Origin of the sequence: Enterovibrio baiacu (genome assembly GCF_004120195.1) — a bacterium.
GTDB classification, from domain to species: Bacteria; Pseudomonadota; Gammaproteobacteria; order Enterobacterales; family Vibrionaceae; genus Enterovibrio; species Enterovibrio baiacui.
This window is the reverse complement of record NZ_SCHN01000030.1, coordinates 1-22251: the sequence shown is the minus strand read 5'-3', so window position 1 is coordinate 22251 and position 22251 is coordinate 1. Positions and strand designations below refer to the sequence as shown.

19 protein-coding genes are annotated in these 22251 nt (G+C 46.8%); 12 read left to right on the top strand and 7 right to left on the bottom strand.

The genetic code is table 11. The features are described 5' to 3' along the window. Nucleotides 1-10 precede the first annotated feature (10 nt). Nucleotides 11-964, top strand: coding sequence for a PstS family phosphate ABC transporter substrate-binding protein (locus EQP46_RS23155; RefSeq protein ID WP_129495864.1), 954 nt, complete (start codon nt 11-13; stop codon nt 962-964). Nucleotides 965-1057: 93 nt separating this feature from the next. Here EQP46_RS23155 and ppx read toward each other — a convergent pair whose 3' ends face one another. From ppx to EQP46_RS23140, 3 genes are read right to left on the bottom strand one after another with little or no spacing between them, the layout of a single operon-like run. After that, a complete protein-coding gene (ppx, locus tag EQP46_RS23150) occupies nt 1058-2566 on the bottom strand; it encodes an exopolyphosphatase (protein WP_129495847.1) in 1509 nt (502 codons plus the stop codon). Beyond that, nucleotides 2559-4655, bottom strand: a complete 2097-nt coding sequence (gene ppk1 / locus EQP46_RS23145) for a polyphosphate kinase 1 (protein ID WP_129495846.1) — start codon at nt 4653-4655, stop codon at nt 2559-2561. Before ppk1 ends, ppx begins: the two co-directional genes overlap by 8 nt. 19 nt (nt 4656-4674) lie before the next feature. After that, the gene (locus EQP46_RS23140; RefSeq protein ID WP_129495845.1) at nt 4675-5184 is read right to left on the bottom strand and encodes a glycine cleavage system transcriptional repressor; all 510 of its coding nucleotides are present in this window, start codon (nt 5182-5184) and stop codon (nt 4675-4677) included. A gap of 241 nt (nt 5185-5425) precedes the next feature. Between EQP46_RS23140 and EQP46_RS23135 the strand changes: the two genes are divergently transcribed. From EQP46_RS23135 to phoU, 4 genes are read left to right on the top strand one after another with little or no spacing between them, the layout of a single operon-like run. After that, a complete protein-coding gene (locus EQP46_RS23135) occupies nt 5426-7597 on the top strand; it encodes an ABC transporter permease subunit (RefSeq protein ID WP_129495844.1) in 2172 nt (723 codons plus the stop codon). A 44-nt stretch (nt 7598-7641) separates the two neighbouring features. Further along, nucleotides 7642-9288, top strand: coding sequence for a phosphate ABC transporter permease PstA (gene pstA / locus EQP46_RS23130; protein WP_129495843.1), 1647 nt, complete (start codon nt 7642-7644; stop codon nt 9286-9288). 25 nt (nt 9289-9313) lie between these two features. Beyond that, nucleotides 9314-10132 (top strand): phosphate ABC transporter ATP-binding protein PstB, encoded by an 819-nt coding sequence (gene pstB, locus EQP46_RS23125; protein ID WP_129495842.1) that lies wholly within the window; start codon nt 9314-9316, stop codon nt 10130-10132. Between the two features lie 13 nt (nt 10133-10145). Beyond that, a complete protein-coding gene (gene phoU / locus EQP46_RS23120) occupies nt 10146-10853 on the top strand; it encodes a phosphate signaling complex protein PhoU (RefSeq protein ID WP_017012476.1) in 708 nt (235 codons plus the stop codon). 69 nt (nt 10854-10922) lie between these two features. Here phoU and bamE read toward each other — a convergent pair whose 3' ends face one another. The 3 genes from bamE to nadK form a co-directional block, all read right to left on the bottom strand. Further along, nucleotides 10923-11279, bottom strand: coding sequence for an outer membrane protein assembly factor BamE (gene bamE, locus EQP46_RS23115; RefSeq protein ID WP_017012477.1), 357 nt, complete (start codon nt 11277-11279; stop codon nt 10923-10925). Between the two features lie 147 nt (nt 11280-11426). Further along, on the bottom strand, nt 11427-13094 hold the full coding sequence (gene recN / locus EQP46_RS23110) for a DNA repair protein RecN (RefSeq protein WP_129495841.1): 1668 nt from the start codon (nt 13092-13094) through the stop codon (nt 11427-11429). Nucleotides 13095-13252: 158 nt separating this feature from the next. After that, nucleotides 13253-14134, bottom strand: a complete 882-nt coding sequence (gene nadK, locus EQP46_RS23105) for an NAD(+) kinase (protein WP_129495840.1) — start codon at nt 14132-14134, stop codon at nt 13253-13255. A gap of 183 nt (nt 14135-14317) precedes the next feature. Here nadK and grpE point away from each other — a divergent pair, with 183 nt between their 5' ends. The 3 genes from grpE to dnaJ all read left to right on the top strand — a co-directional run bounded on the left by grpE (nt 14318) and on the right by dnaJ (nt 18299). Continuing rightward, nucleotides 14318-14920, top strand: a complete 603-nt coding sequence (gene grpE, locus EQP46_RS23100; protein WP_129495839.1) for a nucleotide exchange factor GrpE — start codon at nt 14318-14320, stop codon at nt 14918-14920. Between the two features lie 196 nt (nt 14921-15116). Next, nucleotides 15117-17030 carry a molecular chaperone DnaK gene (gene dnaK / locus EQP46_RS23095; protein ID WP_129495838.1) on the top strand — a complete coding sequence of 638 codons (1914 nt, stop codon included), beginning with the start codon at nt 15117-15119 and terminating at the stop codon, nt 17028-17030. Between the two features lie 126 nt (nt 17031-17156). Further along, nucleotides 17157-18299: a molecular chaperone DnaJ gene (gene dnaJ, locus EQP46_RS23090; protein WP_017012482.1), complete on the top strand. Its 1143-nt coding sequence runs from the start codon at nt 17157-17159 to the stop codon at nt 18297-18299. Between the two features lie 43 nt (nt 18300-18342). On the opposite strand, the gene EQP46_RS23085 is transcribed toward dnaJ, so the two are convergent. Continuing rightward, nucleotides 18343-18780, bottom strand: coding sequence for a type IV pilin protein (locus EQP46_RS23085; protein WP_240671790.1), 438 nt, complete (start codon nt 18778-18780; stop codon nt 18343-18345). 102 nt (nt 18781-18882) lie between these two features. On the opposite strand from EQP46_RS23085, the gene EQP46_RS23080 reads away from it, so the two are divergent. Genes EQP46_RS23080 through EQP46_RS23065 form a run of 4 tightly spaced genes read left to right on the top strand, consistent with a single transcriptional unit; the run spans nt 18883 to nt 21828 of the window. Then, nucleotides 18883-19422 (top strand): pilus assembly FimT family protein, encoded by a 540-nt coding sequence (locus EQP46_RS23080; RefSeq protein ID WP_129495836.1) that lies wholly within the window; start codon nt 18883-18885, stop codon nt 19420-19422. Beyond that, nucleotides 19419-20108 carry a PilW family protein gene (locus EQP46_RS23075; RefSeq protein WP_129495835.1) on the top strand — a complete coding sequence of 230 codons (690 nt, stop codon included), beginning with the start codon at nt 19419-19421 and terminating at the stop codon, nt 20106-20108. Before EQP46_RS23080 ends, EQP46_RS23075 begins: the two co-directional genes overlap by 4 nt. Nucleotides 20109-20111: 3 nt before the next feature. After that, complete coding sequence (locus EQP46_RS23070) at nt 20112-21398, top strand: hypothetical protein (protein ID WP_129495834.1); 1287 nt, start codon at nt 20112-20114, stop codon at nt 21396-21398. Continuing rightward, nucleotides 21388-21828, top strand: coding sequence for a type IV pilus modification PilV family protein (locus tag EQP46_RS23065; RefSeq protein ID WP_129495833.1), 441 nt, complete (start codon nt 21388-21390; stop codon nt 21826-21828). The genes EQP46_RS23070 and EQP46_RS23065 overlap by 11 nt, the downstream gene beginning before the upstream one ends. The last annotated feature ends 423 nt before the right edge of the window (nt 21829-22251 follow it).

Here is a 22251-nt window from a genome sequence, read left to right as displayed (position 1 = left end):
CGTTGCGAGTATTCTGTTAGCCGTGAGCACATTGGTGACAGGTGCGCTTGCGACAAGCTCTGTGGCTAACGCGGACGATCATTTGCCGCTGTATTACCGCACTGACGACATTTCGGGAAACCTGTCGACGGTAGGTTCTGACACCTTGGCCAACCTTGTCACGCAGTGGGGCGCGCTGTTTAAGCAATACTACCCCAATGTGAACATGCAGATTCAAACAGCAGGCTCTTCCACAGCAGTACCGGCGTTGATTGAATCAACGGCGCAATTCGGCACCATGAGCCGCAAAATGCGCGCGAAAGAAATCGAGCTGTTTGAGCGTCGGTATGGCTATCCGCCGACTGCGATAAAAGTGGCGATTGATGCCATGGCGATTTTCGTTCACCAAGATAACCCTGTCGAAAGCGTGTCTCTTGATGATGTGGATGCATTATTTTCAGAAACCCTGCGCTGTGGTTCGACACAGCGTATTACTCGTTGGGGACAAATGGGGCTGGAAGGCAGCTGGGAAAAACGCAGCATTCAGCTTTTTGGTCGAAACTCCGTATCAGGCACTTATGGTTTTTTCAAAGATGAAGCCCTATGTGACGGGGATTTCCGTGCCGATGTCAATGAGCAACCCGGCTCTGCGTCTGTGGTGCAGTCGGTGAGCTCTTCGCTCAATGCTATTGGCTATGCTGGCGTCGGCTATCGCACAGCAGGGGCAAAAATGTTACCGCTGAGTGTAGATGGGTCATCCATCTATACGACGGCAGACAATGTCACCTCTGGCGTGTACCCACTTTCCAGGTATCTTTATGTGTACGTAAACAAAGTGCCGAATAAACCTTTGCAAGCGATGGAAGCAGAATTCATTAAGATGATGCTTTCTCGCCAGGGGCAGGCGTTGGTGACATCTGAAGGGTTCGTTGCCCTCCCAGAAGTGGTGATTAAAGAGCAGCTTGAGCTGGTGGGGCTGGACTGATTCCTAGAGCTATCATTTATGCGTCATGAACATCAAAAAGCCGAAGCAACTTGCTTCGGCTTTTTATTTTTTTCTAGAGGTGGTTGGCGTCATTTACTCTGCAATATCCAGCGTCCAACCTGCGTTTTTCCATAGCGTTTGCTCAACAATCAAATCGGCTTCGAGCAACCTGTTTTGGCTCAGCCATTCTTTGGGAAAACACAGTGTCCAAGCGTCATCGCTCACCGTCAGTTTAACGTCGGGTAGCGGATCGTCAGAGCGTTGAACATTCAATACACACGCCAACCGAAGTGACCTGATGAGGGGGAAGATATGCTTGGATTTAAACAAAGTAAAATCAGGCATGTCACCAAGCTTCAGTGCTTTCCGATGGAAGCGTGCAAGGGTAGCAAGCACGGTTTGCTGTTCTTGGTTAAAGCCCGGAAGGTTGGTGTTCTGCAATATGTAGGCAGAGTGCTTGTGAAAGCCAGAGTGCGAGATACTTAGCCCCACCTCATGAAGCTGCGCAGCCCAACTTAGCAGTACTGACAACTCTGTTTTCTTCGGACCTAACTGCGGCTCTGCTTGGTGATATAAACTGGATGCGACTTGCTGGACGCGGTCGGCATGTTGACTATCAATATGGTATCGCTCTGCCAAATCGGCGGCAGTGCGGCTTCGAATGTCGCTGTGTTGGAAGCGATCCTCCATTTCATACAGCAAGCCTTCGCGCAGTGCGCCATCAGAAAACACCATCTTCTCTATTTTCAATGCACGGAAAACGCCAGACAAGATGGCGAGCCCTGCGGCAAACACGGGTTGTCTGTCGGGTGACAGCCCCGGCAAGTCGATGTCGTCGCTGTGTTTGAACGTGAGTAAGGCTTCAATTAGGGTATCAAGGCGTTTACGTGTGATATGCCCATCTTCATGCCCAGACGCAATCAGCACTTCACGAATGGACTTAATGCTGCCCGATGAACCCACGGCTTCGTTCCAACCGAATTGAATGTATTGCCTTGCAATGCTTTCGAGCTTCAATTCAGCCGCAAGCTGTGCCGACGCAAATCGTTTCGCTGAGAGTTGCCCGTCTTTAAAAAAGCGGGCATTAAAGCTGACGCACCCCATGTGCTTACTGTTTGTGAGAGCTGCATAGAAATCGCGTCCAATGACCAACTCGGTGCTGCCACCGCCGATATCTACCACCAGTTTCTTCCCTTCGCCTGGTTGTGTGTGGCTGACACCCATGTAGATCAAGCGTGCTTCTTCAATACCAGGGATGATCTCAATAGGGTAGGGGAACACGCTAGCTGCACGTTGTAAGAACACATGGCTGTTCTTTGCTTCTCGAAGTGTGAAGGTGGCAGCGACACGCACGTTTGCTTCATCAAACCCTTGCAGGCGTTCTGCAAACATCCCCAAGCATTCAATGCCGCGTGTGATGGCGGCATTGTCTATGTTTTGATGACTGTCTAATCCAGACGCTAATCTGACACGCTGTTTGTGTCGGCTGACGATTTGCAGCCCTTGCCCGACGACACGGGCAACAACCATGTGGAAGCTGTTGGAGCCGATATCAATGGCTGCAATTTCTCTTGGCTTTTCTGCGCTAACGTCGTCATTCATTCTTTTGTTTATCCGCTTGCCGTTTTTCTGCTCGTTCTACTTGTTTAAGGTAATCGTAAATGGCAGTTTGCGAGCGAACTTTTTTGCGATTTCCGCGTTTTACATACGCATTTGACATGTCTTTGTCTAAAACACGCGCTTTCGCACGGTCGAGGAATTGAATTTCAAGAATATCCATGATGCGTTGCTTTAAGCGTTCATCTTTGATCGGCGTAGCAACTTCGATGCGATTATCGATGTTGCGTGTCATCCAATCGGCAGAAGATATGTAAACATCGCGCTCGCCGCCGTTTTCAAAGGCGAAGACACGCGGGTGTTCAAGGAAACGATCGACAATACTGATGGCGCGAATATTTTGGCTTAGGCCTTTCACTCCCGGGATCAGCGAACACATGCCGCGAATGATCATGCGTATTTTCACGCCTTCACTGCTGGCTTTGTAGAGCAAATTTATCAACCCCGGATCCACAAGGTTATTGACCTTGAGTGTGATCCCCGATTTGCGTTTGGCACGGGCATGTTCAATTTCTCGCTCGATGAGTTTGTAAAGACGACTGCGCGAATTGCGTGGTGAAACGATAAGGTTGGAAAACTTCACGGGCTTGTAGGGGTTTTCAATGAAGTTGAAGACTTTACGCACTTCGGTGGTCAGTGTTTTATCGGCAGTAAATAAGGAAAAGTCCGTGTAGATACGGGCGGTTTTCTCATGGAAGTTACCTGTACCTATGTGTGCATATTCCTGAACGCCCTCTTCTTCGCGGCGAGAAATGAGACACAGCTTTGAGTGAATTTTTAAGCCGGGTGTACCGAAGACGACTTTGACGCCGGCATCTGTTAATACGCGTGCCCATTCGATGTTTGCTTCTTCATCAAAACGGGCTTGAAGTTCTACAACTACAGTGACGCGTTTACCGTTGTTTGCCGCATCGATCATTGAGCTAATGATTCGGCTGTTTTTTGCAACACGGTAGATGTTGATGCGAATGCTGCGCACTTTCGGATCGAATGAGGCTTGGCGAACCAATTCCGTCATGTGTCGGAAGGTATGATACGGATAATACAAAAGTACATCACGCTCTCTAATGGCATCAAAAGCGTTGTTGTGACGCATGAAGTCCGTTGATTCGATGGCAGGTAGCGCAGGGTTTTCAAGGTACTTCATGCCTACATTTGGGAAGCCGATGAAGTCTTTAAAATTGTGGTAGCGGGCGCCAGGCAGGACACTGTCGTAATCAGAGATTTTCAGCATTTTGATGATGCGCTCAACCATCTCTTCCGGCATGTCTCTTTGATAAACGAAACGCACAGGAAGGGCGGTTAAGCGTTGATCGAGACTGTCTGACATGTTTTCGAGCAAGCTGTGGTCGACTTCATGTGTTAAATCGTATTCCGCATCTCTCGTCATTTTCATGGCATAAGCTTCGATGCTGTCGTAGTCGAAGAAACCGCGGAAGATTTCATCAAGACAAAGACGAATGATGTTGTCGAGTAAGATGATGGTTTTACGGCGACGCTTGCCTTTGGGTTCTGGCACTTTGATGAAGCGCTCGACTTCATCTGTTGGGATTTCAATTAACGCGTAGCGCGTAGGCTGTCCTTCTTTTTTGAGTTCAACAGCAAGGTAGGAGTAGGCGTCTTTCAAGAAAGCAAGCACATCCATTTTCTCTGTGAGAATGATGGGCGTGATATGGGGAAGAAGACTGCTGACGAAAAAGCGTTTTAGCCAGTTTTGCTGGTACTCCGTCAACTGTCGTTCATTGACTAAGAAAATATGGCGACGTGCCATCTCCAACAAAATATCGTTATAAAGGTGGTCAAAATCTTGATTGAGTTTAAGCACCTTTTCTTGGATTTTACTCATCAGCTCACGAACGTCCGCGTCGCCGCGTTGCTCTTCGCTAATAATGAGTCGGCGTTTTACATCGGCAAACCTGACCTGATAAAACTCATCAAGGTTGCTTGAGAAAATACCGAGAAAGCGGACACGCTCAATGATTGGAACGCTTTTGTCCGCAGCTTCTTGTAATACCCTTTCGTTAAACGATAACCAGCTTAGTTCTTTATCTATGAAAAGCTTGTCAGCACTCATCCTTCCCTTTCCTACTCATTCAGATATCGCTGACGTCAAACTCCACGATGAGATCATCAGACAAGCCTTCCAATGCTTCTCCGAGATCCGATAAAGGAATTGAATTGGCGATATCAAGATCGAAATCTGCCGTGAAAATCATGCCACCAGAATTGGCAGCACTTTGCGCGTGGCTTTTCAGTTTGTTGATATTAATACCAAATTTCGCAATTTCTCGCGTAACCTCTTGAATAATGCCCGAGCGGTCATTGCCTGTCACGGTGAGAGAGTGTGTAGTGCTATCTGGTTCGGATTGACGCGGCGTATCCGCTATCAGCACGTCGAGTTCAGGAATGCTGTTCAGCGCTTTTGCGAGCGACTCTGCATCTTCATTTTTTATGTCGACTTGTATGATTCCGGCGAACTTACCTGCGAGTTTACTCAGGCTACTCGCTTGCCAGCTGCCGTGATGCTGAAATACGGTATCGGAGAGTGTTTCGACAAGCCCTGGTCTATCTGTGCCGATCAGGGTGATCACTAGCTGCTTCATGGTTAATCCTTAACATCTGCATCGGTGGGTCTTCCATTATTAAAGCAGGTCTATGGCATGTCCACTGACGCGTTATTGAGCCATTAGGAAGTGTGCCTTGAGTCAATGTTAACAAAGGTCTCGAGACCTTTTATCGTTGCCTTGTTTCACTTGCTACACGGCTTACATATTTATGCACTGTCACATTTATGTCATCAAAAAGACATAATATGAGCCACTAAATTCAGATTCAGAGGTACCAATGGCAAACGCCGCCAATGTGCTGACACAAGGTGATCCTCGTCGGCGCTTGAAAGACAAACTTGCTCGCTTATCCGTTATCGGTGGCGGGTTAGTCGTGCTTTTTGCGTTGCTATTGATTTTCTTCTATCTCGCATATGTCGTGTTTCCGCTTTTCAAAAACCCAGATGTAACGATTGATACGCGTCTGGAATTGCCTCTTTCCGGTGCGCCTGCACAGCTTGGCATTGATGAAAACAACCAGTTTGGTTTTCGCTACTCAGATTCTGGTGAGTTGATCGTTTTTTCGTTAAACGAGAAACCTGTAACACTTCTTCAGCAGCAACTCGCGTTTTCGCCAACCAGCTTTTTTGCCACATCGACGGCAGCAGGCAAAGTGGCCTATGGGCTGAAAAATGGTGAAGTGTCGTTACACCGACTTCGCTTTCTCTCCCATTACCAAGATGGTGCTCGCCAGTTCACGCCAGATATTCAGCCGCTTCGAACGGTAGATCTCAGTGATGGTGAAGCTCCCGTCTCATCGGTGTCTTTCTCGATGGAAGGCGATCATTTGCTCGTGGCGGGCATTGTTGACGATGCGCTAGTCATTTCAGTCCAAGAGCAAGGGAAAGAAACACGTCGCGCTGTTTTTCCAGCATCGCCGGACGCAACCGTGCTAGCTGCCCATGATGGCCGAAAAGTGTATGTGCTGTCGGGCGCTAAGTTGAAAGTCTACAGTGTGCTTCGCCGCGATATTACGTTAAGAGAAACGGTTGATATCGAAGCGGTGACGAACCAAAAGCCACTTTCAATGACGGCATTGGCGGGCGGGCATTCGTTACTGATTCGCATGGAGAACGGTCAAATCGGGCAATGGTTTGATGTTGTGAAAGCCAATGCGAGATCGCTGACGTTAGCGCGAAGCTTTGACACACAGCCCGGCATGATGGCGGCGGAACTGCATCGAAATGTGTTCGCGAACTTATCAGATTTCGGAAAGTTAACCTTATGGCATGCGCCGAGTGAAACCGATGACCGCTTTTCGTTCTCAGAGTTAGCGAAAGGTGTTGAAGCATTTTCTTTCTCGCCGCGTGCTGATCGCCTGATCGTAGAGCAAGGTAATGTGCTGACCTTGTTGGATGTTGAGAATCCTCACCCCGACGTGAGCATCAGATCGCTGTGGAGCAAGATCTGGTATGAAGGCTACAGCGAGCCTGATTATGTGTGGCAATCGACATCTGGCGACGAGTCTTTTGAAGGTAAGCTGAGTGCTGTACCTGTCGTATTCGGGACGATAAAAGTGGCGGCGTTTGCCCTTCTTTTTGCAGTGCCTTTGGCGGTGGGCGGTGCGATTTATACGGCCTATTTCATGCCATCTGGCTTACGTAAAGTTGTGAAGCCGACGATTGAAATCATGGAGGCTCTGCCGACTGTGATTCTCGGTTTTCTTGCTGGGCTTTGGCTCGCGCCTATTGTTGAAACCCATTTGCCCGCTGTCTTGCTCATCTTCTTCGCGTTGCCAATTGCATTCCTCGTCACAGCGTTTGCTTGGGCTGAATTACCACGATCAGTGAGAAAACACCTGCCAAGTGGTGGACACCTGTTTGTACTTATCCCGCTCATTTTATTGCTAGGGTACGGGGCGTTTGCGATAGGACCATACATTGAAGCGCATTATCTCGGTGGCGATAGCCGCGTATTTGTCACGGATGTGCTTGGCGTGAACTTTGATCAACGTAATGCCATTGTCGTGGGATTGGCGATGGGCTTTGCGGTTGTTCCAACGATTTTCACCATCGCGGAAGATGCGATTTTCTCTGTGCCTAGCCACCTGACGAATGGCTCTCTTGCATTGGGTGCAACCCATTGGCAAACCCTCACACGTGTGGTGTTGCTCACGGCAAGTCCGGGTATTTTCTCCGCTGTGATGATGGGATTAGGCCGTGCGGTTGGTGAAACCATGATTGTGTTGATGGCAACAGGTAATACACCGTTGATGGAGTGGAATCCCTTTGAAGGGCTGCGTACCTTGTCGGCCAACATTGCGGTTGAAATGCCTGAGTCTGAAGTCGGCAGTTCCCACTACCGTGTATTGTTCCTTACCGCGTTTATATTGTTTAGCTTCACCTTCCTATTTAATACGATCGCTGAGTTTGTTCGTCAGCGCTTGCGGGAGAAATACCGTGCGTTGTAATGGTTTTATTTCCCCATCAAAGCGTTTGCTAGTGGGGCGCGACGATGTTTAAGCGCCTGAATCGAAGCTCCCCTTGGGTATGGATGTCTGCTGGCATGGTCAGCTTATGTCTTATTGCCGTGTTGGGTGTCATGCTGCTGATTGGCTGGAAGGGGCTTGCCTATTTTTGGCCATCGCCGGTTTACCAATTTGAAATCGATACACCGAATGGTGTTGAAACATTCATTGGTGAAATTTATGGCACTGAAAATGTCTCGTCAAACCAACTTCAAGAAGCCGGGATTGCACTGAAAAACCCTGCACAGCTAGACCATACACGCTTGCTGATTAAGATTGCGAACCGTGAGCGCGAGGCCCATGATTTTATCTCAGTGCTGGAGCAAAACCTGCTATCGCAAAAAGCCTTGCCAGATATCGCGGTGGTTGAGCGCGTTGAAAACGGCGCATTTTTCGGTATTCCAAGCGGTTATATGCAAGACGGGAAATTGGTCGATAAAACGCTTACGCCAAGTCTGATCGAACAAAAGGTCATGTTGGCAAGTGAACATCGTGACGAAATTTCGCTGATTGAACATACTGAAATCGGCAAGGTTAGCTATGCGCTAAATGCCCTTCGTAAAGAGGAACGTGTGTTCCTTAAAGCGGGTGAGGCTGTGCCTGAAAACGTGCAAGATGAAATGGCAGCGCTTAAATCTCGTTACGCGGGGTTGGAAGTAACGCTCGCGTCATTGCGCACTGAGATGTCGTTAGATAGCCTAATCTTAAAAGACCGCCATGGTCAGTCTGTCATGATACCCATCAATGACGTGCTTTCTGTCTGGTATCCCAATGCGATGGGGTGGCATGAAAAGTTAGGACACTGGCTGGTTCATATCGGGCGATTTGTCACCGAAGACCCGCGCGAAGCAAACTCTGAAGGCGGTGTGTTTCCTGCCATTTTTGGTACCGTGTTGATGGTGCTGTTGATGTCAGTCATGGTGACGCCACTTGGCGTGCTATCTGCGGTATACCTGCATGAATATGCCAGCAAGAATGCATTTACTCGCATGATCCGAATTGCGGTTGTGAACTTGGCGGGTGTGCCGTCGATTGTCTATGGCGTGTTTGGGTTGGGCTTCTTCGTCTATTTCGTGGGCGGCAACATTGATGCCCTGTTTTATTCGGATGATTTACCCAACCCAACATTTGGTACCCCCGGTATTCTTTGGTCTTCATTAACTTTGGCGATTTTGACCTTGCCGGTTGTGATTGTATCGACTGAAGAAGGGCTAGCGCGTATTCCTTCGTCTGTACGTCATGGCTCAATGGCGCTAGGCGCTACACAATCAGAAACCTTGTGGCGAATCGTTTTGCCTATGGCAAGTCCTGCGATTATGACGGGCTTGATTCTGGCTATTGCACGAGCGGCAGGGGAAGTTGCACCATTGATGTTGGTAGGGGTGGTGAAAGTGGCACCGAGTCTACCGCTTGATGGTAACTTCCCGTTTCTTCACCTAGATAGAAAGTTCATGCATCTGGGTTACCATGTATATGACGTGGGCTTCCAAAGTCCGAACATTGAGTCGGCAAGACCGTTGGTATACGCGACATCGTTTTTATTGGTTACCGTGATTGTGAGTCTGAACTTAGCAGCGATTACCATTCGTAACCATCTGCGCGAGAAATATCGTGCGCTTGAACAAGAAGTGTAATTCTTCATGAGGAACCGATAGCGAAATGATCTCTATCAATGCCAACATTGGATTACCTGGCCCAGTTGATCTGTCATCACTGCCTGATGAACAGACGGCATTGGTGATCAAACATCTCAACCTGCACTATGGCAATACTCAGGCATTGTTCGATATCAACATGCGTATTCCTAAAGGGAAAGTCACCGCATTTATCGGTCCGTCAGGGTGCGGCAAATCGACGCTGCTTCGTTGTATTAACCGCATGAATGATTTGGTTGATGGTTGCCGTGTAAACGGCGAAATATCGCTGAACGGGATGAACATCTACAATGAAGACGTGGATGTACCCGCATTGCGTCGACAAGTCGGCATGGTGTTTCAACGCCCAAATCCTTTCCCTAAATCTATTTACGAAAACGTGATTTATGGTCTTCGTCTTCAAGGCGTAAAAAATGCGCGTACATTGGATGATGCGGTTGAACGTTCTCTGCGTGGTGCGGCATTGTGGGATGAGGTGAAAGACCGCCTTCATGAAAATGCCTTTGGTTTGTCTGGTGGTCAGCAACAACGCTTGGTGATTGCGAGAGCGATTGCTATTGAACCTGAAGTTCTGCTCCTTGATGAACCAACATCGGCACTCGACCCCATTTCCACACTTACCATTGAAGAGTTGATCAATGATTTAAAGCGTGAATTCACCGTGGTTATTGTTACGCATAATATGCAGCAAGCAGCACGTGTTTCTGATCAAACCGCGTTTATCAATTTAGGGAAATTGGTAGAATATGCGGATACAGATACGCTGTTCACCACACCGAAGAACAAGCAAACAGAAGATTATATTACTGGCCGTTACGGCTAAGGATTTTACGTAGATGGATAACCTCAACATCAGCCGTCATATTTCAGGTCAGTTCAATGCTGAGCTTGAATCTATTCGCACGCATGTTTTAGCGATGGGAGGGCTGGTGGAGCGTCAGTTAACGGATGCGCTGCGCGCGATGCATTACCAAGATGCTGATCTTGCTAAGCAGGTGATCAAAGAAGATCACAAGGTTAACTCGATGGAAGTGGCGATCGATGAAGCCTGCACGAGGATCATCGCAAAGCGTCAGCCAACGGCGGGTGATCTGCGATTGGTGATTGCTATCATCAAAACCATCACGGATTTAGAGCGCATTGGTGATGTCGCTGACAGCATTGCGAAAATGGCACTGGATAACTTTTCAAACCATCAGCAGCCGTTCTTAGTATCCCTTGAGAACCTTGGGCAGAAAGCCGCACGAATGCTGCATGATGTGCTGGATGCATTTGCGCGCATGGACGTTGATGCGGCCATGAAAGTTTACCACTCGGACGACCAACTCGATAAAGAATACGAAGCGATTATTCGTCAGCTTATGACCTACATGATGGAAGACCCGCGTTCTATTCCTAACGTATTGAAAGTGATGTGGTCTGCTCGTGCGATTGAACGTGTAGGGGATCGTTGCCAGAACATTTGCGAATACATTATTTACTTCGTAAAAGGCAAAGACATCCGACACACGAACAAAGAGCAGCTCGAAAAAATGCTCAAGTAGGTTGCTACTTCACATCGCCCTGATAGAAAAAAACCCGCAGTAGCGGGTTTTTTCGTAAAGGGGAACGCGTTAGCGAATGGCTTCAAAGAAACGGGTGCCGGGTTGATAATCGCCTTTCATGCCGACCAATTGGTTGCTGTCGTCGAATGACAAAATCAATTCCTTTTGCTCTGGCGCATCATGTCCAGGTTTTAGGTATTGCACAAAATACCAAGTATTTGGATAGCCTGATTCTACTAACATTGGAGGACCAAGTAAGAATTTTACTTGTTCCTTGGTCATGCCAAACTTGAGTTCTTCAACTGCATTTTGGTCGATGTAGTTTCCCTGATTAATATCTATGCGGTAAACCAACTTGTTAGCAAGAGAACAGCCAGTAAGGCTGGCTAAAACAAGTGATACCACAGCGATGTTTTTCCAACGCATGACTTCTTACTTCATTTCCAAAATAGGGGTCGATGATAAACAAGCTATTACGAGAAGTAAAAATCTCTTGCTTGAACTTGTCAGTTCGACCGTGCTATTTCCAAAAAGTTTCTTATCTTAGACCGCGAAAACCTATAAATCTGAAAATCATGCAGCGATCAGTAGCTCGCGTGCATTGGCCAGCGTGTGCTCTGTGATTTCACTGCCACCAAGTAAGCGTGCGAGTTCTTGAACGCGTGATGACACGTCCAGCGGCACCATGCTTGTTGTGGTGTTGCCTTTGTTGCTGGTCTTGGTGACAAACATTTGTTGATGGCCACAACCCGCCACTTGCGGCAAGTGGGTAACACACATTACCTGTGTGGATTCGCCAAGCTTTCTGAGTAATCGGCCTACGATAGCAGCTGTTGGGCCACTAATGCCGACATCGACCTCATCGAAAATCAAACTTGGGGTGTCGACTTTCTGAGCTGTGATCACTTGGATCGCGAGAGAGATACGCGACAATTCACCACCCGATGCCACTTTTCCAAGCGCGTGCATAGGCTGTCCTGGGTTGGTGGAAACCAGCAATTCAATGCTATCCACACCCAGAGGTGACAAATTGTTATCAGGGTGACTTTCTAATGCGATATGGAATTTACCGTGCTCCATGCTTAATTCATGCATGCTGGAAGAAATCAGTTTGTCTAATTCCTTCGCGTAACGTTTGCGACTCTTACTGAGTTTTTCCGCAGCAACCAAACACGCCTGATATTTAGCATCAACGTCTGCAGCCATTTGCTCAATTTTTTCATCGCTGCTGTTAAAGGTTTCTAGCTCAGCCACCAGAGATTGGTGGGCGGCAAACAGTGCATCAGGGGCAACTTGGTGTTTGCGCGACAAACGAAGGATGGTTGCCATGCGTTCATCGAGGTAGCTAAGGCGTGATGGATCCATGTCGAGTCGATCCATGTAGCTGGAAATCTCGTGCGTTGTTTCCTGAACCTGAATATAGGCTTCATCTAACATTTGGGTCAGTTCAGAAAAGCGTGAATCCATCGCCGCAAGTTCAGCGAGCTTATGCTGTGCAAACTGCAGCAACGACATGGCATTGTTATTGTCATCTTCGCTGAGCGCTTGAAGCACACTTTGGCTACAAATGGCGATGTCACCACAATTGGAAAGGCGTTTGTGTTCTTCTTCTAATTCTGGGTATTCATTTTCACCCAGTGCTAACTCGTTAAGCTCATTCACTTGGTATTCAAGAAGCTGCTTTTGCGCTTCGAAGGCATCTTTGTTTTTTTCGAGTTGCTTGAGCTCATTTCTTGCCGCGCGCCACGCTTGATAGCGCTGTCGCATGGTATGAAGTAGGTTTTGATGGCCAGCGTACTGATCGAGCAAAGTGAGCTGATAGTCGTTACGCATTAACAGTTGGTGTGCATGCTGACCATGGATATTGATTAGATGCTGACCAAGTGATTTTTGCTGAGACGCTGGCACCGGGCTGCCATTGATGAATGCGCGAGAGCGTCCTTCTTTGGTGATGACACGGCGAAGAATGCACTCATCGCCATCGACAAGCTCGTTGTCTTCGAGCCAGCGTCGAGCTGCAGGGTTATTCTGCAAATTAAACAGGGCCACAATTTCAGCTTTCTCTTCACCGGGGCGTACCATTGAAGGGTCTGAGCGATCGCCCAGGCATAGGCCAAGTGCATCAATCGCAATAGATTTACCTGCACCTGTTTCACCCGTGATGGTGGTCATTCCTTTGTGAAAGTCGAGTTCCAACGCTTTAACAATGGCAAAGTTCTGAATCGTAATGTGCGCCAGCATGTATGAATACCTGTATTAATCATCACCTGTTGATATGTACAGTATATACTGTGATTACATACAGTAAAGTTGTTCAGTGTGCTGTGAATGAGAAAAATGTGACTCTGATAACAAAAAGAGCAGGCTAAGCCTGCTCTTTTTGTGCGAATGGTGGGGTACTAAAACAGTTTATTTGACCATCCGAGTTTTGTTCGCAGTGTTTTGTAATAGCTGTAATTTTTAGGGTGAATCAGCTGCAAAAACGATGGGCTGCGATAGATGTGAACTTCATCTCCAGGATTGACGGGCAAAGAAACTTGGCTGTCACAGCTGACTTCCAACGTGCTTCCATTGTCCGGAGAAACCACCAATTTAATGTGGCGGTTTGCATCGACAACCAGTGGTCGGCTTGAGAGCGTATGCGGAAACATAGGAACCAATGAAATTGCATCAAGACTTGGCGAGAGAATCGGCCCACCACCGGACAGGCTATATGCAGTCGACCCTGTTGGTGTTGAAATGATCAAGCCATCTGAACGCTGAGAGAAGGCGAAGTTATCATCGATATACACTTCAAACTCAATCATGTGTGCAACTTGGCCGGGGTGAAGCACGGCTTCATTAAGGGCTGCGTTATGGCTCTTAATCTGCCCATGACGGTGCACTTCCGCTTCTAACAAGAAACGATGTTCCTCGACAAAGTCACCTTCCAAAACAGACGTTAGCGCTTCTTCGTAATCATCAGGATCAATGTCGGTCAGGAAGCCAAGGTTGCCGCGGTTAATACCAATAACAGAAATATCGAAACGCGATAAAACGCGCGCTGCGCCCAGCATGTTGCCATCACCACCAATGACAATCGCAAGATCGGCTTTTTCGCCTAGGGAAAGTAAATCATGAAAATCTTGCGCGGGAATATTTAAGTAATTATCGAGCCGGTTGTCGACCAATGTGCGATAACCTTGCTCAGTAAGCCACTGGTAAAGACTCTCGTGAGTCGCTACCGCCTCCGGATTTCTTGGCTTACCAACCAGAGCGATAGTATTGAAACGCTTTGACATCTTATTGATCCTGCGCCATTTAGAGGCTCGATTATAAGTTATTGATAAAAGCTTGTCGTGCTTTGCCACGAATGACACCTTGAAACACAGGCATACATCCCCATAATAAGCAAAACTGTCGAGATTGATTTCCCAATATCGGTTTTTTGGGGAGTTAACACAGAGTATTGTGTCGGAGAGAGCATGAGCAAAGAAGAAAATAAGATCCAGGAAGAAGAATTGCAAAACGACGCGGTTGCGTCAGAGGACGAAAACGCCCTTGATGCAGAGACGGATGCAATGATTAGCAGGATCACCGAACTTGAAGCGGCGCTTGAAGCAAGCGAGGCGACGGTAAAAGAACAGCAAGATAGCGTACTGCGTGCGCGCGCTGATGTTGAAAACATTCGTCGTCGTACCGAGCAAGAGATCGATAAAGCGCGTAAGTTCGCGTTGGAACGTTTTGCGAATGAACTGCTTCCAGTTATCGACAACATGGAACGCGCGCTAGAAATGGCAGACAAAGAAAACGAAGCACTGAAGCCTATGCTTGAAGGTGTTGAGTTGACCTTGAAAACCATGAAAGACTCTGTGGCGAAATTTGGCCTTGTTGAGCTAAACCCTGAAGGTGAAGCGTTCAACCCTGAATTCCACCAAGCGATGTCTATCCAAGAAAGTGCTGAGCATGCACCAAACACTGTGATGTTGGTGATGCAAAAAGGCTACGCACTGAATGGTCGTGTTGTACGTCCAGCGATGGTGATGGTTTCAAAAGCAGCATCAGGCAACGTTAACGAACAAGCCTAATATTGCCAGTTTTGAAGAAAACCCGTTTTTAAGCGGGTTTTTTTTCGTTTGAAGCCTTGAAAGCAAAAAAGCAGCCCTCATTTACCTGTCATCGGGAAAGAAAATAAAAAATTTTCTTTATTAGGGTTGAACCCTGAATAGCGAACCCCATATAGGGTTTACGCAATATATAAGATGAATTTTCGGAGAAAACCAAATGGGTAAGATCATTGGTATCGACTTGGGTACTACCAACTCATGTGTAGCAGTACTAGACGGTGACAAGCCACGCGTAATCGAAAACGCCGAAGGCGATCGCACAACGCCATCGATCATCGCTTACACCCAGGACGGTGAAACATTAGTAGGTCAGCCAGCAAAACGCCAAGCTGTTACTAACCCAGAAAACACTGTGTACGCGATCAAACGTCTGATCGGTCGTCGTTTTGAAGACGAAGAAGTACAACGTGATATCGAAATCATGCCGTTCAAAATTGTTAAAGCTGACAATGGCGACGCTTGGGTAGAAGCGAAAGGCGAGAAAATGGCTGCGCCTCAGATTTCTGCTGAAGTTCTGAAGAAAATGAAGAAAACTGCAGAAGACTTCCTTGGTGAGGAAGTAACTGGCGCGGTTATCACTGTTCCTGCGTACTTTAACGATGCTCAGCGTCAAGCAACCAAAGATGCTGGCCGTATCGCAGGTCTAGAAGTTAAACGTATCATCAACGAACCAACCGCAGCTGCACTAGCATACGGTCTGGACAAAGAAGGCGGCGACCGCACTATCGCGGTATACGACCTTGGTGGTGGTACTTTCGATATCTCAATCATCGAGATTGATGAAGTCGAAGGCGAGAAGACGTTCGAAGTACTAGCAACCAATGGTGACACTCACCTAGGTGGTGAAGACTTTGATAACCGCATGATCAACTACTTGGTTGAAGAGTTCAAAAAAGACCAAGGCATTGACCTGCGTAAAGATCCGCTAGCAATGCAGCGTCTAAAAGAAGCAGCAGAAAAAGCGAAAATCGAACTGTCTTCTGCACAACAAACTGACGTTAACCTGCCGTACATCACTGCTGATGCGACAGGCCCTAAACACATGAACATCAAAGTGACTCGTGCGAAGCTTGAGTCTCTGGTTGAAGATCTGGTTCAACGTTCACTAGAGCCATTGAAAGTTGCTCTTGCGGATGCAGACCTGTCTGTTAGCGACATCAACGACGTTATCCTTGTTGGTGGTCAAACTCGTATGCCAATGGTTCAAGCAAAAGTTGCTGAATTCTTTGGTAAAGAAGCACGTAAAGACGTGAACCCTGATGAAGCAGTTGCTGTTGGTGCTGCGGTTCAAGGTGGTGTTCTTGCGGGTGACGTGAAAGACGTACTTCTACTAGACGTGACTCCACTGTCTCTTGGTATCGAAACCATGGGCGGCGTGATGACGAAACTGATTGAGAAAAACACCACGATCCCTACTAAGGCGAATCAAGTGTTCTCAACAGCTGACGACAACCAAAGCGCTGTAACTATCCATGTTCTGCAAGGTGAGCGTAAGCAATCCATGCACAACAAATCTCTAGGTCAATTTAACCTAGAAGGTATCCAAGCGGCGCCACGTGGTATGCCACAAATCGAAGTAACCTTCGACCTGGATGCGGATGGTATCTTGCACGTGTCTGCAAAAGACAAGAGCACAGGTAAAGAGCAGAAGATCACTATCCAAGCATCTGGTGGTCTGAGCGACGACGAAATCGAGAAAATGGTTCAGGAAGCGGAAGCGAACAAAGAAGCAGATAAGAAGTTCGAAGAACTTGTGACTGCTCGCAACCAAGCTGACCAAATGGTTCACGGCACTCGCAAGCAAATTGAAGAAGCTGGCGACGCTCTACCTGCTGACGAGAAAGCAAAAATTGAAGCTGCTATCTCTGAGCTAGAAGAAGCGCGTAAAGGCGAAGACAAAGCAGCAATCGACGAGAAAGTACAAGCGCTTATCGCTGCTTCTCAGAAATTGATGGAAGTTGCACAGCAACAAGCCCAGTCTGCTCAAGCTCAAGACGCCGGTGCAGAATCTAAGCAAGACGACGATGTTGTTGATGCTGAGTTCGAAGAAGTTAAAGACGACAAAAAATAAAACCAGCTAATTTTTAGCTAGCCGTTTTATTTCGCACGGGCGTAGGAGGATTCTCCTCCGCCCGTAGTTGTATGATGCGAAGCGGATTTATGTCCGCCTAGTATAAAAACAGGTGACAACTGAAAAATGTCAAAACGTGATTTTTATGAAGTACTTGGCGTAAGCCGTGACGCCAGCGAACGCGACATTAAAAAAGCGTACAAGCGCCTGGCGATGAAATATCACCCTGATAAAAATCCAGGTGATGAATCAGCCACAGACAAGTTTAAAGAAGTTAAACTTGCCTATGAAATCTTAACTGACGATCAGAAACGTGCTGCTTACGATCAGTACGGTCATGCTGCATTTGAACAAGGTGGCATGGGTGGCGGCGGTTTCGGTGGCGGAAGCGCAGACTTCAGTGACATCTTTGGTGATGTCTTCGGTGACATTTTTGGCGGCGGTCGTCGTGGCGGTGGTGCACAACGTGCGCAACGCGGCGCGGATCTTCGTTACAACATGGAATTGTCTCTCGAAGAGGCGGTTCGCGGTATTACACGCGAAATCGATGTTCCTACCTATGTAAGCTGTGACCCATGTGGTGGCAGTGGCGCGAAAGCGGGCTCATCACCACAAACATGTGGTACGTGTCATGGCCAAGGCCAAGTACAGATGCGTCAAGGCTTCTTCGCGGTTCAGCAAACCTGTCCTACCTGTCATGGTCGTGGGAAAATCATCAAAGATCCTTGTGATTCCTGCCATGGTCAAGGCCGAGTTCAGAAAACCAAAACCCTCAGCGTTAAGATCCCAGCGGGTGTCGACACGGGTGATCGTATCCGTTTGACCGGCGAAGGTGAAGCAGGAGAGTTTGGTGCACCAGCAGGTGACTTGTACGTACAAGTTCACGTTCGCGACCACCACATCTTTACGCGTGATGCCAACAACCTCTATTGCGAAGTGCCAGTAAGCTTTACGATGGCTGCGCTAGGTGGTGAAGTTGAAGTCCCAACACTTGATGGCCGTGTTAGCTTGAAAGTACCGTCTGAAACACAAACCGGTCGTATGTTCCGCATGCGCGGTAAAGGTGTTCAGTCTGTTCGTGGCGGCGGCGTTGGTGATTTGATTTGTAAGCTTGTGGTAGAAACGCCAGTTAACCTAAGCAGCAAACAAAAAGAATTGCTAAAAGAGTTTGAAGAGTCTTTAGGTGGAAGTGCAGCGAAAAAGCACAAGCCTAAATCTGAAGGCTTCTTTGATGGCGTCAAAAAATTCTTTGATGACCTGACAAGCTAAGACACAAAGTGAATACAAAAAAACCGGCCTGATGGCTGGTTTTTTATACCCAGCATTTGCTGCTGTCTAATGTAGTTCCATCTTTACTTTTGTTTGATTGCTCCGATGCAGCATTAATGATCATTGTGTAGCAGTCGGTATCATTCTTCTGATTTGACGTTGACTTTGGCGTGGCCTTAATTTTGTAAACGTCATTGCCTGTCCCTGATTTGTCGATGTCGATAGTAAATGTATATTCGTCGGAAACTTGGCACCTCGTGCATTTTATTTCAGAAGGGTAAACGCTTTTAGCTGTGTATTGTTGTTCAACCCAGACTTGCAATTGATAAAGGTCGGTTTGCACACGGCTTCTTTCTGCCTGGATCAAATAGTTGCTGAATGCGGGGACCGCTATAGATGTCAGCGCACCAATAATAGCGATAGCCACTAAGATTTCGATCAATGTCATACCCAGCTGTAACGTTTTGATTCCTCGGTCCATTTTTATCTTCGCTATGCAGTAAATCTTTATTGATTCCAAAGGCATAAGTTATCTTCGTGATAATATCCAGACAAGTTATGTTGGAAAGATTGGACGTCAGCAGTGAGTTATTGGAATCGACTACGCGGATTTAGCTTAATTGAAATGATAACAACCTTGTCAGTACTGGCAGTGGTCACAGCGGTAGCCGTCCCTACATATGTTTCCTCACACAAAACTGCGAAGGTTGAAAGCACTGCTATGCAGTTGCTTTCGGTTTTGGAAGTTGGGCAATCAGAGTCGCTAAAACGTCATCGTAATGTCTATGTGCATTACATCCCAGCCTCTAATGATTCTGATGGTTGTATTGGTTTAAGCGAAATATCTGAAGCTGACGATTTTTCCTGTTCGGAAAATGAAGGCTTACAAAAAGTGCTTCTCAACATTGACGATTTGGTTGCCGTTCAATTTCCAGTGAAAACTGAACCAGTAAAACTCTTTCACTTCTCACATATGACTGGCCTTCCTTCTACGAATACCACACTTAAACTTGCTGCAGGTTCTGAAACGGGAAAAGAGTCTGGCATTATGATCCGACAATATTCCGGTCTAAAAGGATGCAGTAACACAGCGGTGAGTGATTGGGATGCTTGTCCATCATGAAAAAAGCATGGCTGTACGGTTACACCCTTATAGAAATGATGATTGGCTTGACCGTCAGTCTTATCGTTCTCGCCTCCGCTCTCGCCTTGTTTTCAGTTAATGCCAGCATGGGTACGCAACAACTCCAAAGAGATTTTCTCAATACTCAGCTAAATATGTTAGCGACAACAATAAGCAATGAGATTAAAAGAGCAGGTTTTTGCTTTGATTGCGTGTCGACGAATGTCTTTATGTTGTCAGATGCGCTAGGTAATTCTTCTTCAATTTTAATCGATGATAGCGCGACTGAAACGAAGAAAGGGGCATGTATCCTATTTGCCTATAACCATGACAAGCGTTCAGGAGCCTTATCGCTTGATAAAGATGATGCGAAGGGATACAGGTTAGGCGCAGACAGTAAGAATAACCCTGTCATTGAAGTTTATGAAAACTGGAAAGGGCTTACAAATTGGAACTGTGCCAGTGATAGTTCTGATGGCGGTACAAGTGGATATTGGCGAGATATGACTTTTGACAGGATTGTTATTAATACGCTGACTTTCCAAAGAAGCAGCTACCACTCAGTTGGTACCAATACGAATCGACTTCAATCTATTGACATAGAGATCAAAGCTTCATTGAAAGCAGATAGCTCGGTAACTGATTCGGTAAATTTTTCCGTTGTTGTACCCAATGTGGATGGTTAATGCATGAACAACCAAAAAGGAATGGCTACGTTAGCTGTAGTTAGCGGTGTTGTTTTAATCATCGCTTTGTTTGCTATCTCAGTTGGAAGCTCCGGGATATCAGACATTAAAAAATCACAAAACGTAGTGATAGATACTCAGCAAAGAGCAAACGCGAAAGCCGGACTAGATTGCGCCATCGCTGTGTTTGAGGAAAAGGGGCTCAATCCCAAAGATGCTGATTTTAGCCAATCAGTTTTTGATGTTTGTAAATCGCCAACAAACAGCAGAATCACATTGATTGATAACAAGACTCACTGGACATTGAGTGCTACGTCAGGCTATGCCGTTCAGAGTGTTTTGGTTAAATCTGGTGGAGCGACAGCTGCAGCATTCAAGACCTCTGGCAGTTTGGTTATTGATGGTGGTAATGCTTGGATACCAGCGAAAGGCGACAAAGTCGGTACCGATGGTGATATTGGTATATATGAGTGCATTGCCATCATTGCAGGAGGGGATGTCACTATCGATGTCGGCAATAGTACAGCAGAGTTTAAGTCGGCATTGACCGGAACAAATGAGCAATGCCATGAAAATTTCAGTACTCACATACCTGCGAAGTCTGAGCCTGTAACAAACAAATTCGAATCAGATATATTAGATAATCAAGAAAATGTCGATGTATTCCAAGACTTGTTTGATACACCCAAAGAGAATTGGGAAAGTGTAAAAAAGACGTTTGACGTTAAGATAACCACAGGATCTGCGATTGCAAACAAAGAAGCAGTTAGCAGTTGCGGCAGTACTGTTAAGTCTGAAATCGATGCAGGTAAAAAGAAGATTTGGGTTGATGGCGACTGTTTTATAGCAGGGCTATCCGGTGCAGGAAGTAGTGAAAATCCACCGCTTGTAGTGATAAAGAATGGTGTAGTCGGCGCTAAAGACGCCTTCACATTTCATGGAACCATTTTTCAGTTTACAGTCGATTACTCAGAAAGCAGCCTCGCAGATTCTTGGGGAGCATATCAAAAGACAGACGGGACGGGTCACAATCTATGTGAAGACGGAGCGATGTCTTCTCTTTGTGCTGAGTTGATTCTTGAGTACAAAAATGATTCGAGTAAATGGGGTAAATTACCGTTTTACTTTCATGGTTCCTATGAGAGTAAGGGAAGCTATCTCGTCGATGTTCCCGGTTCAATATCACTCGTGAAAGGATCGTTTAAGCCAGGGTATGACGAAGGTAAAGACCCCTCACCAGGAGGTTCTGGTATACCCAGGATATTAAAAGGTAGCATTCATGACTTCTAATCGTGGGTTTTCATTGGCAGAGATTCTGATATCTATCTTTATTGTTGTGCTATCAGGCGTCGGAACACTGAAGTTATATAGCTATATAGAGGTAGAAAAAGCGAATGCAGGTCTATTTGTTAAAGCGACCTATATTGCTGAAAAGCAAATTGCCATGCTTCAAAGCTTTAATGCGATAGGTTCTAGCTGCGCCGATAGAACGTTAGCTGACATAACGGATTGTAAGTTATCGCTCGAGAGTGGTAGTCCTTTCTCTATAGTGTTAAATACGGCATCTGGAGGAGTATTAAATAGTAACAATGATACTGGTGCCGAAGTAACTTACGCGAAGGTACTTACTGTTAGCGTATCCTGGAATGACCGTTCAGGAGGCCTCAAAAACCTATCGATACCTGTTTCCGTATCAAAATACACCAACTTGCTCAATTAGCGCTCGATTGGACGCTTTTCGTGATGTTTTTCACAAAAAGCCCTTGCCAAGATCTGAACCGTCCCTATAATGCGACCTCACTGACACGGCGACCTGCTCCACACGGAACTGGCCACTGAATCAGGATGGCGAAACGGCTTCAAAATTGATTGAAAATAAACGCTTGACGTGACCTTCTCAATCAGTAGAATGCCCGCCTGCTTCAACGGAAAAGCCCAGTGCTTATCGCGGTTGAAGGGAGTCAACAAGACGTTTTGGATGTGGTGAACACCACGCTGAAAAATCTCAAAATTTCTTCTTGACTTCATCGCCCGGCAGCGTAAAATTCGCAGCCCTGACGATGAGAAGCGAACGCTTCTATAGTCAACGTTCTTTAACAATTTGACCTATACAATCTGTGTGGGCATCTGTGTGGGCACTCGT

Bases quoted from the DNA above. Each gene is read 5' to 3' on its own strand.
- ppx (WP_129495847.1), bottom strand. From the start codon at position 2,566: ATGAATGACGACGTTAGCGCAGAAAAGCCAAGAGAAATTGCAGCCATT.
- ppk1 (WP_129495846.1), bottom strand. From the start codon at position 4,655: ATGAGTGCTGACAAGCTTTTCATAGATAAAGAACTAAGCTGGTTATCG.
- EQP46_RS23140 (WP_129495845.1), bottom strand. From the start codon at position 5,184: ATGAAGCAGCTAGTGATCACCCTGATCGGCACAGATAGACCAGGGCTT.
- EQP46_RS23135 (WP_129495844.1), top strand. From the start codon at position 5,426: ATGGCAAACGCCGCCAATGTGCTGACACAAGGTGATCCTCGTCGGCGC.
- pstA (WP_129495843.1), top strand. From the start codon at position 7,642: ATGTTTAAGCGCCTGAATCGAAGCTCCCCTTGGGTATGGATGTCTGCT.
- pstB (WP_129495842.1), top strand. From the start codon at position 9,314: ATGATCTCTATCAATGCCAACATTGGATTACCTGGCCCAGTTGATCTG.
- phoU (WP_017012476.1), top strand. From the start codon at position 10,146: ATGGATAACCTCAACATCAGCCGTCATATTTCAGGTCAGTTCAATGCT.
- bamE (WP_017012477.1), bottom strand. From the start codon at position 11,279: ATGCGTTGGAAAAACATCGCTGTGGTATCACTTGTTTTAGCCAGCCTT.
- recN (WP_129495841.1), bottom strand. From the start codon at position 13,094: ATGCTGGCGCACATTACGATTCAGAACTTTGCCATTGTTAAAGCGTTG.
- nadK (WP_129495840.1), bottom strand. From the start codon at position 14,134: ATGTCAAAGCGTTTCAATACTATCGCTCTGGTTGGTAAGCCAAGAAAT.
- grpE (WP_129495839.1), top strand. From the start codon at position 14,318: ATGAGCAAAGAAGAAAATAAGATCCAGGAAGAAGAATTGCAAAACGAC.
- dnaK (WP_129495838.1), top strand. From the start codon at position 15,117: ATGGGTAAGATCATTGGTATCGACTTGGGTACTACCAACTCATGTGTA.
- dnaJ (WP_017012482.1), top strand. From the start codon at position 17,157: ATGTCAAAACGTGATTTTTATGAAGTACTTGGCGTAAGCCGTGACGCC.
- EQP46_RS23085 (WP_240671790.1), bottom strand. From the start codon at position 18,780: ATGGACCGAGGAATCAAAACGTTACAGCTGGGTATGACATTGATCGAA.
- EQP46_RS23075 (WP_129495835.1), top strand. From the start codon at position 19,419: ATGAAAAAAGCATGGCTGTACGGTTACACCCTTATAGAAATGATGATT.
- EQP46_RS23070 (WP_129495834.1), top strand. From the start codon at position 20,112: ATGAACAACCAAAAAGGAATGGCTACGTTAGCTGTAGTTAGCGGTGTT.
- EQP46_RS23065 (WP_129495833.1), top strand. From the start codon at position 21,388: ATGACTTCTAATCGTGGGTTTTCATTGGCAGAGATTCTGATATCTATC.